Origin of the sequence: Flavobacterium luteum, assembly GCF_008806775.1 — a bacterium.
Classification (GTDB): domain Bacteria; phylum Bacteroidota; class Bacteroidia; order Flavobacteriales; family Flavobacteriaceae; genus Flavobacterium; species Flavobacterium luteum.
The window spans coordinates 138412-152375 of the sequence record NZ_WAEM01000007.1 but is presented as its reverse complement, the minus strand read 5'-3'; the positions used below and the strand labels follow the sequence as shown (position 1 = coordinate 152375).

At 32.5% G+C, this 13964-nt stretch carries 8 protein-coding genes; all 8 read left to right on the top strand.

The features are described from left to right. Positions 1-8: 8 nt before the first annotated feature. Complete coding sequence (locus tag F6464_RS12440; protein WP_151108266.1) at positions 9-1442, top strand: CIA30 family protein; 1434 nt, start codon at positions 9-11, stop codon at positions 1440-1442. 192 nt (positions 1443-1634) lie between these two features. After that, positions 1635-2432, top strand: coding sequence for a glycoside hydrolase family 16 protein (locus F6464_RS12435; protein WP_151108265.1), 798 nt, complete (start codon positions 1635-1637; stop codon positions 2430-2432). 159 nt (positions 2433-2591) lie between these two features. Beyond that, entirely contained in the window at positions 2592-5990 is a 3399-nt protein-coding gene (locus tag F6464_RS12430; protein WP_151108264.1) for a hypothetical protein, read from the top strand. Positions 5991-6060: 70 nt separating this feature from the next. Next, on the top strand, positions 6061-7254 hold the full coding sequence (locus F6464_RS12425; RefSeq protein WP_225318078.1) for a glycosyl hydrolase family 17 protein: 1194 nt from the start codon (positions 6061-6063) through the stop codon (positions 7252-7254). A 6-nt stretch (positions 7255-7260) separates the two neighbouring features. Beyond that, the gene (locus F6464_RS12420; RefSeq protein ID WP_394349410.1) at positions 7261-8766 is read left to right on the top strand and encodes a glycoside hydrolase family 30 protein; all 1506 of its coding nucleotides are present in this window, start codon (positions 7261-7263) and stop codon (positions 8764-8766) included. Positions 8767-8811: 45 nt separating this feature from the next. Further along, on the top strand, positions 8812-11190 hold the full coding sequence (locus F6464_RS12415; protein ID WP_225318077.1) for an MFS transporter: 2379 nt from the start codon (positions 8812-8814) through the stop codon (positions 11188-11190). After that, positions 11180-12106 (top strand): glycoside hydrolase family 17 protein, encoded by a 927-nt coding sequence (locus tag F6464_RS12410; RefSeq protein WP_151108262.1) that lies wholly within the window; start codon positions 11180-11182, stop codon positions 12104-12106. The genes F6464_RS12415 and F6464_RS12410 overlap by 11 nt, the downstream gene beginning before the upstream one ends. A gap of 64 nt (positions 12107-12170) precedes the next feature. Further along, the gene (locus F6464_RS12405; RefSeq protein ID WP_151108261.1) at positions 12171-13880 is read left to right on the top strand and encodes a family 16 glycosylhydrolase; all 1710 of its coding nucleotides are present in this window, start codon (positions 12171-12173) and stop codon (positions 13878-13880) included. The last annotated feature ends 84 nt before the right edge of the window (positions 13881-13964 follow it).

The following is a 13964-nucleotide window of genomic DNA, read 5'->3' as shown; positions in this document are numbered from 1 at the left end:
GATAAAAGATGAAAAAATATTCAATTATTAAATTTAGAAAAATTGGGTTAGCTCTTATAGGCTTACTGTTTGTTCCTGGTTGTCAGAACGACGTTTCCGATTTGAAAAATATAGATGCAACTGTATCAGCAAATAAGAGTGGAGACGTATTTATAGACACTTTTAGCAGTGGACTTGATTATGCTGCCTTTGCAGATTCTGATCTTCTGGGTTTTCAAGTTGATAGTGACGTAGCTTATAATGGTTCAGCTTCTTCAATGCGTTTTGATGTTCCAAATGTTGGCGATCCAGATGGCGGTTTTACTGGAGGTGCATTTTTTTCAACTGGAGCGCGTAATTTAACGGGTTATAATGTATTAACTTTTTGGGCTAAAGGTCTACAGGCGTCAACTATAGAAATAGGTTTTGGTTTAGATAATAAAGGCTCACAGGATTATAAAGCTAGTTGTACACAAAAAATTAGCACTACTTGGAAAAAATATTATATTCCTATTCCGGACGCTTCAAAATTAAAATCAGAAAAAGGTTTGTTATATGTTTCTGCAGGACCTAATGCTGGCAATGGTTTTACTTTTTGGCTTGATGAGGTAAAATATGAAAATCTTGTTGATGTAATTCTACAGGAAGCTTTAATAAATAGTGGGCAAAGCACAACAAAAACTGGTCCAGCACCTATAACCATTGGGGGTTTAACTACAAAATACAGTCTGCCTAACGGAGGGAATCAAGTAGTGAACACGTCTCCTAATTATTTCGATTTTTCATCTGACAATGTTGCAGCGGTATCTGTTAATTCAAAAGGTGTTGTGGAACAATTAAGCACAGGAACTGCAACTATTACCGCTAAATTAGGAAATTTAGCTGCTATTGGATCTATTAAAGTAATATCTTCAGGACCATTTGTATTTCCTCCTGTTCCTACAAGAGATAAAGCCAATGTTGTTTCAGTATTTAGTGATTTTTATCCAAGTATAAATGTAGACTTTTTTAACGGGTATTGGCAACCCTATCAAACAACACTTTCTAACGATTTTGAAGTAAAAGTTGATGGAAAAGTCGATAAATTTTTAAATTATACAAATTTTAATTTTGTTGGTAATCAATTTACTAATCCACTTGTTGATTTGTCACAGATGACTCATTTGCATCTTAATATGTATATCCCTGGAGAAGTTCCGTCTAATTTCAACTTTTTAATAACGGTTTCCGATTTTGGTCCTAATGGAAAAAATGATGGAACTACAGGTGATGATACAAGAAAACAATTGTTTGTTCCTAAATCTGATAAAATAAAAGCTAATGAATGGCTTACAATAGAACTTCCTCTTCAAATGTCCACCAAAAACAGAGTAGGATTGATTATCTATGAAAACATAAAAGCAGAACTAGGTCCATCACTGAAAGAATTTTACTTAGATAATGTATATTTTTATAAAGAGTAAGTTTTAATTGTAATGGAGGTATTATTTTGCAAAATATTTAAAATCTCCATTGCAATTCATTATAAATATTTAATACTGGCGCAATTAAAATAAACGCATAGAAACATAGTCCATATTATACTAAAGTAAATTGTAACTATGAGTCTATGTGTTTTTTAATAGTGTGAGTACAATTAATTCTAAACAAATCAAATGAAAAAAACAATAATAAATTTAGTATTGACTTTTGCATTATTAATTATGGTAGGTTGTCAAGGTGAAGACCCTGCAGTTGTAGTAAATACTGCTGATGATTTTACCATTTTGACATTCTCTGATGAATTTAATACAGATGGTGCTCCAAATCCTTCAATATGGTCTAACGACTTAGGAACAGGTAATAATGGTTGGGGAAATGAAGAAGAACAAAATTATACCAACAATGCTAAAAATATAAAAGTTGAAGGTGGAAAATTAGTGATTACTGCAATAAAAGAATCTTCTGGAGGTAAACCTTATTCATCAGCCAGAATTAATACACAAGGAAAATACAGTTTTAAATATGGTAAAATAGAATTTAAAGCTAAATTACCAACTGGAGTAGGAACTTGGCCCGCAATTTGGTCTTTGGGAAACAACATTAGTTCAGTTTCTTGGCCATATTGTGGTGAAATCGACTTTATGGAACATGTAGGTAAAGAACAAAACAAAATTTTTGGTTCACTTCATTACCCAGGTAATTCAGGAGGTAATGCTGTGTCAGGAAGTAAACTCATAAGTAATGCTTCTACTGAGTTTCATGTTTACAAGGTGATTTGGAATTCTAATGCTATTCGGTTTTATGTAGATGATATTTTATATAAAACAGCTCCTAATGCTTCAACGCTGCCCTTTAATCAAAACTTCTTCCTAATTATGAATATTGCTATGGGTGGAAATTTTGGAGGAACTATTGGTGCGAATTTTACTCAATCTTCTATGGAGGTAGATTATGTTAGAATATACCAGTAGCATTTGGTTTTAACTCTTTCCTATTATATAGGAAATGTAAACACTATAAAGTTTATAATACCGAAAATTAAACTTTGAAAAATTTAAATTATAAGTAATGGAGACACCTTACAAATTGTCTCTAAGTTTTTAAATAAGAATTAAATTTAGCATACAAACATGAAAATAGTTGAATTAGAGGGAGAAAAATATTATAAAATTGAAAATCACGATGCCATGCGTCCTTTTTTTATGAGCATAGTTAGTGATTCTAATCATTGGTTATTTATATCTAGTAATGGAGGACTTACTGCTGGTAGAAAAAATGCCGAGTTTGCTCTTTTTCCCTATTATACAGATGATAAAATAACTGAGTTTGCTGACATAACAGGAAGTAAAACTATTTTTCAAATTCGATTTGATAATAAAGTAGTGATGTGGGAACCTTTTTCGGAACGTTTCAACGATCATTATAATCTAACCAGAAATTTATATAAAAACTTTTACGGAAATAAAATTATTTTCGAAGAGATTAATAATGATTTGCAGTTGACTTTTAGATACCAATGGAGTTCAAGTAATATTTTTGGATTTGTAAAAAAATCTGAAATTATCAATAATGCAAATAAAAGTTATGCTATAACCCTTTTAGACGGAATTCAAAATATAATGCCACAGGGCGTGAGTAGCGATTTGCAATCTAGTACGAGTAATTTAGTAGACGCCTACAAACGGAACGAATTGCATGCTGAAAGTGGATTAGGTATTTTTGCTCTTAGTGCTATTATTGTTGATAAAGCTGAACCTAGTGAAGCATTAAAAGCAAATATTGTTTGGTCATTAGGTATAGATAATCCTACCTATTTACTTTCTTCGAAACAACTTCCTGCTTTTAGAAAACTAAAAAAATTAACTGGCGAATCAGATATTAAAGGTGAAAAAGGAGCCTATTTTATTGCTACTGAATTGAATTTGTCACCTAATGATTCTAAAAACTGGAAAATTATTGCTAATGTCAATCAAGATCAATCTCAAGTAGTGCAGCTTTGTAATGCTATTGTTACTGACAAAACACTCGATACTCAAATTGTTGAAGACGTGGCATTAGGAATGCAAAATCTTATTGCTCTTAACGCTTCTGCCGATGGGTTACAATTTACCGCAGACAAACTTATTGACACCAGACATTTTTCAAATGTGCTTTTCAATATAATGCGTGGTGGAATTTTTGATGAAAATTATCAAATAGGTAAAAAAGATTTTATCCAATATTTTGAGAAAGCAAACAGTGAAATTTTTCAAAAGAACCAAGATTTCCTCAACAATTTAAAGGACACATTTTCTTATGTTGAATTACTTAATTTAATTGAGAATCAAGATGATGAAGACTTAGAAAGGCTTTGTACCGAATATTTACCTTTAAAATTTAGCCGTCGTCACGGAGATCCTAGCCGACCTTGGAATAAATTTTCTATTAATACTAGAAGTGAAATAGACGGTTCTAAAATATTGGATTATGAAGGAAATTGGAGAGATATCTTTCAAAATTGGGAAGCTTTAGCTCATGCTTATCCAAATTTTATAGAAGGTATGATTCATAAGTTTCTAAATGCAACAACATTTGACGGATATAACCCCTATAGAGTAACGAAATCTGGATTTGATTGGGAAGCTATAGAACCAGACAATCCGTGGTCTTATATTGGCTATTGGGGCGATCATCAAATTATTTATTTGTTAAAATTTTTAGAATTTATAGAAAAATACTATCCAGGCAAACTAAATTCTTATTTTGAAAAAGAATGTTTTGTTTACGCAGCAGTACCTTATATTATTAAACCTTATGATGACATCTTAAAAAATCCAAAAGATACTATCGAATACAGTCATGATTGGGAGAAAAAGATTATTGATCGTAGAGAGAAAATAGGTGCAGACGGTGCTTTAATTTGTGATAATAACAATGAAATTTACCATGTCAATTTTATTGAAAAAATATTAGCTACCGTTTTGGCAAAAATGTCAAACTTTATCCCTGAAGGTGGAATTTGGATGAATACCCAGCGACCTGAATGGAACGACGCCAACAATGCTTTGGTAGGTAACGGAGTTTCGATGGTAACACTTTGTTATTTACGTCGATTTTTAAAAACTTTTGAAAAATTATTAAAGGCATCTGAATTAGAAACTATTAAAATTTCTAATGAAATGGTTGAATTTTATCATGAAGTTAGAGAATGTTTAGTAGAAAATCAACACTTGCTTTCAGGAAAAATTGATGATAAATCAAGAAAAAATATTTTAGACCGATTAGGAAAAGCCGCTTCAGAATATCGTTTTCAGGTATACAATAGCGGATTTTGGGGTAAGAAAAGAACCCATTCTATGTCGGGATTAAAGACCTTTACAAAAGTTGCTTTAGATTTTATTGAACATGCAATTAATGCCAATCAAAGGCCTGATAAATTGTTTCATGCCTATAATTTGATGTCAATTAATAATGACAAGGTTGTAGTATCTAATTTAAGCGAAATGCTAGAAGGACAAGTAGCGGTTTTAAGTGCTGGCTATCTTAACGGTACTCAATCATTAGAAATAATAGATGCTTTAAGAAAAAGTGCTTTATATCGTCCAGATCAAAATAGCTATATTTTGTATCCTAATAAAGATTTGCCTAAGTTTTTAGAAAAAAATAATATTCCTAAAGAAAGAGTTGATGGGTCTCAATTGTTGCATAAATTATTATCTGTTCAAAATAATGCAATTGTAAATAAAGATGTAAAAGGCAATTACCATTTTAATGGAAACTTTCATAATGACAACGACCTAAAAGCAGCCTTGGTAAAACTTAAACAAAACGAAGAATATAAAACTTTAGTTGAAAAAGAAACAGAAAGTATTCTCCAAATTTTTGAAGAAGTTTTCAATCATAAAGCCTTTACAGGTCGATCTGGAACATTCTTCGCCTTTGAAGGTTTGGGTTCTATTTATTGGCACATGGTTTCTAAATTGCATTTAGCGGTGCTAGAAGTAATTGAAAAAGCCCATTTAGATCAAGAAGATAGTTCAGTTATTAAAGCTTTATCATTGCATTATGATGAAATAGGTAAAGGAATTGGTGTTCATAAATCTCCTGAAGTTTACGGCGCATTTCCTACCGATCCGTACTCTCATACTCCTATGCATAGAGGGGCACAACAACCCGGAATGACAGGACAGGTTAAAGAAGATGTGCTTACCAGAAAAGGAGAATTAGGAGTAAAGGTAGAACACGGAAAACTTACTTTTCAACCAACTCTATTAAATAAAAATCAGTTTTTACAACAGGATGAAACAGGAACTTTTTTTGATTTTGAAAACAAGCCCTACTCTTTAGCATTGCAAAAAGGAAGTTTAGCATTTACCGTTTGCCAAGTGCCAATTGTCTATAAAATTGCTGACAATAATCTTATTGAAGTAAAATATAAAAACAGTGCTATTGAAACTGTTTCATCTTCAGCCTTAAGTCATGAAGTTAGCCAAAAAATATTTCAACGAACAGGTGAAATTGCACAAGTTTCAGTAAGTATTAATATCTAAGTAAATGAAAAAAATAATTGTTATATCACTTTTATCAGTAATAACATTATTTTCTTGTAGTAAAAAATATATGAATTCAAAGAAAACTGTAACAATTACGGCAAAAGATATATTAGGAAATTCAAACTATCAAGCCATAAGTTACGGCGGATATAGAACTAAAACAAGAGATGTTGTGCCAACGATTTTTCAAATAAAAGAAGATTTGAGGATTTTATCGGCAATGGATATTAAAGTTCTAAGAACTTATAATGTGCATCATGAAGAAGTAGCTAATTTATTAGAAGCGATAAGAGCATTAAAAAAGGAAGATGCTAACTTTGAAATGTATGTCATGTTAGGCGCTTGGATCGATTGTAAAAATGCATGGACAGAATATAAGCCAATCCATAACGAAGAAAGTGAACGAAATGCTGTTGAGATTAAAGAAGCAGTTCGATTAACAAATGAATATCCAGAAATTATTAAGGTTATAGCAGTAGGAAACGAAGCTATGGTAAAATGGGCGGCAAGTTATTATGTAACTCCAAATATCATTTTAAAGTGGGTCAATCATTTGCAAAATCTTAAGAAAGAAGAAAAATTACCTAAAGAATTATGGATAACAAGTTCTGATAATTTTGCTTCTTGGGGCGGTGGTGATGCCGAGTATCATGTTGAAGATTTAAATCAATTGATTAAAGCTGTTGATTACATTTCGATGCACACTTATCCAATGCACGATACACATTATCATCCTGTGTTTTGGGGAACAAAGTCAAATGAAGATCATTTAACTGAGCGCGAAAAAATTGACGCAGCAATGATTCGGTCAAGAGATTACGCTATTTCACAATATAGAAGTGTGGCTATTTATATGAAATCTTTAGGTGTAAATAAGCCTGTGCACATAGGAGAATCGGGTTGGGCCACTATGTGTAATGATTTGTATGGTAATTCTGGGTCACGAGCTACCGACGAATATAAATCGGCTTTATTTTATAAATTGATGAGAGAATGGACAAACAAAGAAGGTATTTCTCTGTTTTATTTTGAAGCTTTTGACGAACAATGGAAAGATAGTGGGAACGAAATGGGTTCAGAAAATCATTTCGGATTAATAACTCTACAATCGCAAGCTAAATATGCCTTATGGGACTTAGTTGATAAAGGAGTTTTCAAAGGATTAACTCGTGATGGTAAACCCATTACAAAAACCTATAATGGTAATCTAGATGCTTTATGGTTAGATGTTAAAACACCAGCCACATTGATTAAAAATTAATTTTTAATGAAAAAGTATAAAATATATCGATATCAATTTTTAATACTATTTTTTATTATGGCATTCACATTGAATAGTTGTAAAGTATCAAAAGATTTAAATGTTGAAGTCTATGAAACTTCTGAACAAGGTAATTCTTTAACAAAAATAACTGAGTTTTCTAAAAACGAAAGCTCAGTGTTAATCAACCTAAACCCTGAAGATAAATTCCAAACGATTACTGGTTTTGGAGGGTCTTTTACTGAAGCTTCGGCCTCTTTACTCAATCGATTGAGTGCTGTTAATCGTAAAAAAATACTCGATGCTTATTTTAGTGAGCAAGGTGCCAATTATTCATTGACAAGAACACATATTGCTTCATGTGATTTTTCGTTAAGCAATTACACTTATGCTAAAGTTGAAAATGATGTATCATTAGAAAATTTTACTATTGAAGATGATAAATCAGATTTAATCCCAATGATTTTAGAAGCGAAAGCTATTTCTAAAGAAGGGTTTAATATTATTGCTTCACCATGGACAGCTCCACCTTGGATGAAAGACAACAAAAAATATGTAGGAGGAAAATTGTTACCAGAATTTAATGATTCGTTTGCGTTATATTTTTCAAAATATTTAGATGCATACAAAAAAGAAGGAATCAATATATGGGGTGTAACCGTTATAAATGAGCCACATGGCAATGGCAATAACTGGGAAAGTACGCTGTTTTCACCAAAAGAAATGACCGGTTTTGTTCAGAATCATCTTGGACCAAAATTAGAAAAAGAGGGTTGGGGTGATGTAAAAATATTAGGCTATGATCAAAACAGAGCTGGAATAAAAGAATGGGTTGACGTAATGTATGAAGATGAAAAATCGTCTAAATATTATGATGGTTTAGCGGTACATTGGTATGAAAGCACTTATGAAGTTTTCCCTGAAGATTTAAAATATGCACACAAAAAAGCACCAAATAAATATTTAATTCAAACCGAAGCTTGCGTAGACTCTGAAATTCCGCATTGGCAAGATGATGCTTGGTATTGGAAAAAAGAAGCTACCGATTGGGGTTGGGATTGGGCAAGTGAAAAGGAAAAATATTTGCATCCAAAATATGCTCCTGTTAATCGTTATGCCAATGATATTATAGGTTGTTTGAATAACTGGGTCGATGGCTGGGTGGATTGGAATATGGTTTTAGATACTGGTGGAGGTCCAAATTGGTTCAAAAACTGGTGCGTTGCTCCTGTAATTGTAGATGTCAATAAAGATGAAGTCTATTTTACTCCTTTATACTATACGCTGGCTCATTTTAGCAAATATATGAGACCTGGTGCCGTAAAAATTGGATGTACCATAAATCACAAAGAGATAATTACTACTGCTGTAAAAAATCTTGATGGTACAATTGCAGTAGTCGTTTTTAATCCAACATCAGAAAAACAAAATATTTCTTTACAATTAAATAAGAAAACAAAAAGTATTTCAATTAATGCACAAGCTTTACAAACTATAATAATCAATCCGTAAACGAATTTAATACAAAAAAAATAACCATCAAATAACCAATATATTATGTCAAATCAAAATACAACCCCGAATCTTAAAGTTCCAATGGGTCAAAAAATCGCCTTTGGATTAGGAATGTTAGCCAACCAAATGTTCCCTGCAATGATTGGTATTTTTACAGTTGTATTAGTAGAAAAACTAGGCTTTAGCGGATTATTGCTTGGGTTAACCTATTTTATTCCAAAGTTTTATGATGCTTTATTTGATCTTATTATGGGATATGTAAGCGATAATACAAAATCAAAATGGGGCAGACGCAGACAATATGTATTAGCAGGTGCCATTATTTTAGGAATTTCATTTGCATTAATGTGGCAATTGTATGTTGAAAATGGTGTTACTTACAATTTTTGGTACTTTTTAGTTATTTCACTCATATTTTATTCTGGATTGACCATATTCAGTATTCCTTACGTAGCAATGGGCTACGAAATGAGTGATGATTTTCACGAGCGGACCAACATTATGGCTACCTCTCAACTTATTGGTCAGTTAGCTTGGGTTGTTGCGCCTTGGTTTTGGGTGTTAATGGCCGATAAATCGTTGTTTTCTTCTAGTGATGTAGCTGTAAGAACCTTGTCTGTGTATGTAGCTGTTGGCTGCACCATTTTAGCGGCTATTCCCGCATTTTTTATTCCAAGTAAATCTACATTAAACGAAAATTATAGTCCAATAGATTTTAAAGGAATTTTAGGTAGTTTTGGAGAAATTAAAGAAGGATTAAAAGCTTCAATAGAGATTAAGCCTTTCAGAAAAATTTGTATTGCAACTTTCTTAATTTTTAATGCTTTTCAAACTACAGCTGGTTTTTCCTACTTCATTATCAAATATTACTTGTTCAAAGGAAATGAAGAAGGGTTTGGATTATGGCCAACATTATTCGGATGTGTAGGAGCAATTATAACCACTATTGTTGTGATTCCTATTGTTGCAAAAATGTCCAAAGTTATGGGGAAAAAGAAAGCATTTTTACTTTCTCAAGGTATTTCAATAATAGGCTATATTTTACTTTTTTTACTTTTTGTACCAGGTAAACCTTATTTGTTTCTTTTTGCGCTCCCATTCTTTTCATTTGGTATAGGTAGTCTTTTTACCTTAATGATGTCAATGACGTCAGATGTAATTGATATAGATGAATTAAATACGGGCAAAAGAAGAGAAGGAAGTTTAGGTGCTATTTATTGGTGGATGGTAAAATTTGGAACTGCTGTGGCAGGATTATTAAGTGGTATAATTCTTTCCTTGGTTAGTTTTCAATCGAATGCAGCTACACAAACAGACGAAACCATGTTTTGGTTAAGAATTTTCTTTGTAGGAATTCCGATACTTGGCACTTTAACTGCTATTTGGGCAATGAAAGATTATGACATTGATGAAGCAAAAGCATTAGAAGTGAGAGATCTTATTGACAAAAGAAAGGCACAAGGCAAAAAACAATCTTCAGCGTACCTTTCAGGAAAATTACTATCATTAGGGAAAAACGGAAGTGCTATAAATTCCATTAGCGGTATAGATTTAAGTTCAAAAAGTGAAACTGAAATTAGAGAGCAGTTTTCAGAAATTCTAAATAGCGGTTTACACGGTTTGTGTTTTAGTCCTTACGTTGAAGGACAAAAAGCAGGTGATATTTTATCAGAAAGTCAGATTAATAAAAGACTTGATATCATTAGTCCCTATACACAATGGATTAGAACTTTTTCTTGTTCAGAAGGAAACGAACTTATTCCAGAAATTGCTCGTCTAAAAGGATTAAAAACTGTTGTAGGTGCATGGATTAGTGATGATAAAGAACGAAATGAAAGAGAAATTAATTCGCTTATTGCTTTAGCAAATGCAGGTTTAGTAAATATTGCCGCTATAGGAAATGAAGTGTTGCATCGTGGAGAAATTGCAGAGCAAGAGTTATTACAATATATAAAAAGAGTAAGACAAGCGCTACCTGTTTCTATTCCTGTTGGATATGTAGATGCCTACTATCAGTTTCTTGACCGACCTGCTTTAGTAGATGCTTGCGATGTTATTTTAGCAAACTGTTATCCTTTCTGGGAGGGGGCAGACAATCAATATGCTATCTCATATTTAGATCAAATGATTGAATTAACCCAAGGTGTAGCTAAAGGAAAAAAAGTAATCATTACAGAAACAGGCTGGCCGAGCACTGGGGAACCTGTTGAAGCAGCAAAACCTTCAAATGTAAATGCTATGAACTATTTTATTGCTGTTCAAGAATGGGCTAAAAATAAAAACATTGAGCTCTTCTACTTTTCATCTTTTGATGAATCTTGGAAAATAAATCAGGAAGGCGAAGTAGGAACAGCATGGGGAATTTGGGATAAAAATGAAAAACTAAAGTTTGATACTAAAATAAGAACAAATGTCATTTAGAAGAAAAGAAGATTCGCTTTATCAAATTAATTTTGATGAAACTAAGCAAGTAGATTATTTTAACGGTGTTGATTATTCCAATCAATCTCCTGAGCAATTAATTGATCTTTTTGGTCAAGTGTTAAAAACAGGAATGCATGGGCTTTGTTTTAGCCTTTATGAAGACGGTCAGCAGCCTGGTGATATCATTACTGAAGAACAAGTTCGACGAAGAATGAAAATTATTGCGCCTTATACCAAATGGGTACGTTCGTTTTCATGTACCGAAGGGAACGAATTTATTCCAGTTATTGCCAAAGAATATGGGATTAAAACATTAGTAGGAGCATGGCTAGGGGATGATCCAGAAATAAATGAAAGAGAGATTGAAGGATTAATAAAATTAGCTAATAAAGGTTTTGTTGATATTGCTGCTGTAGGTAATGAAGTGATGTATCGTAAAGATTTATCAGAAGATGAACTTTTAGATTTTATTAGTAGAGTAAAAGCCGCTATTCCTGAAACTATACCAGTAGGTTATGTAGATGCCTATTACGAGTTTTCTATAAAACCAAGAATAACAGCAGCTTGTGATCTTATTTTAACCAATTGCTATCCGTATTGGGAAGGTTGCGATCTCGAATATTCATTAGGACACATGAATCAAATGTACCATCAAGCCTTGCATGCTGGTAATGGAAAAAAAGTAATTATCACTGAAACGGGATGGCCAAGCAAAGGCGAAAGTTTTAAAGGCTCTCATCCATCTACAGAAAACGCTATAAAATATTTTATAAACACCCAACTCTGGTCTCAAAAAGAAAATATTGATATTTTCTATTTCTCTTCTTTTGACGAATCTTGGAAAGTAGGAGCCGAAGGAGAGGTTGGAGCCTATTGGGGAATTTGGGATAAAAATGAAAAATTAAAATACTAATTACAACTAATTAAATTAATACTAATCAAGTTCATTTGAGAAACATTGTGAACAAAAAAAAATCATGAAAAAAAACACTACATTACAATTATTATTTGCATTTATATTAATAGGACAATTCAGTTTTGCACAAGTCGATATCGTTTATAAAGACTTAGTTTGGTCTGATGAATTCGATAACAGCGGTGTAGTCAATTCTAACAATTGGTTTCATCAAACACAAATACCTGCGGGAGGAAGTTGGTTTAATAACGAAGTGCAACATTACACCAATCGTTTGGACAACTCTTTTGTAGATAATGGAAATTTAAACATTATTGCAAAAAAAGAAAGCTTTACCGATGGTCAATTTGTAACAAAGCAATATACATCGGCACGATTAAACTCTAAATTTGCCTTTACCTACGGTCGTGTAGACATTAGAGCCAAAGCACCAAACGATTCGGGTACATGGCCTGCCCTATGGTTATTAGGAAAAAATGTAGATGAAGACGGAGGATTTTTCGATTCAAATTTTGGAACAACAGGTTGGCCAGCTTGTGGCGAACTTGATATTATGGAGCATGGAATTTTCCCAGACAAACCTAAAAATTTTATCGGTTCAGCCATACATACTCCATCTTCAAATGGGAATACCGTTAACAAAGGCGGAATTCAAGCCTCTGATATAGCTCAGAATTATCATATTTATTCCATGAACTGGTCACCCAATCAAATTTCATTTCTTTTAGATGATGTGGTTTATTACACTTACAACCCTACTGTAAAAAATGCAAGTACTTGGCCATTTGATAAAGATCAATATATATTATTAAACATTGCTATGGGCGGTTTTGCGGGAACTATTCCATCTAATTTTGTTCAAGCTTCAATGGAAATCGATTATATAAGAATATATCAAAATACGGCTATCGATACTCAAGCACCAACTAATTTTAAAGCTACTGTAGGACAAGTTACAGGTTCTTCTGTTGAATTAGTTTTAAATGCAGACGACGATTCAGGAAATATGGTTTACACTATAGATTACGGAAATGGTTTACAAACCATATATAGTCCGGCTGGGGTTCAAAAATCGGTAATTATTCCTAACTTATCTCAAAATACCAATTATATTTTCACAGTAACTGCTAGCGACTTGTCAGGAAAACCAGCGGAAAATAGTCCAATTGTACTAAATGCAAAAACTTCTTTAAAGTTAGAATGCACAGGAAATGATACTCAGGCTTTACCTGGTCAAGGTTCGTTTACAACAGGTTATAAATATGCTTTCGAAACCATAGGAACAGATGTTAAGATTACTTTCGAACTTTTAGATACTAATAAAGTAGGAGTTGTTGCATTTTTATGGAAAGAATCTCCTTTTTCAGAAGTACAGATGACAAATGTAACAGGAAATATTTTTACCTCAACTATTTCTGGTCAAACCATTGGTTCAAACATTAGTTATGGTGTTAAATTTGCTTTTGCAGGCGGACAATCAGTTACTAAATATTTTTCTTATCAAGTGGGCAAAAGTTGTTCTTTAGGAGTAGAAACTGCTTCTAAATTAAAGCAATCGTTTTTTCCGAATCCTGTAGAAAACATATTGTATTTAAGGTTATTAGATGATCAAAACGAAATCACTTTGACCGATGTCTTGGGAAAAAAGCAAACAGAAGCTACAGTGAAATCATCGCATGATTTAGACATGAGTGCTTTTAAGTCAGGAATTTACTTTTTAAAAGTAAAAAATTCATTTGGTATACAAAATTTAAAGATTATAAAAAAATAGTAACTACCCTTCAGAGTATATATTTAGTTCAGTTTTATCTACCCGTTTCGTGAAATTTAAAACTAAGATTCACGCGATGGGTTT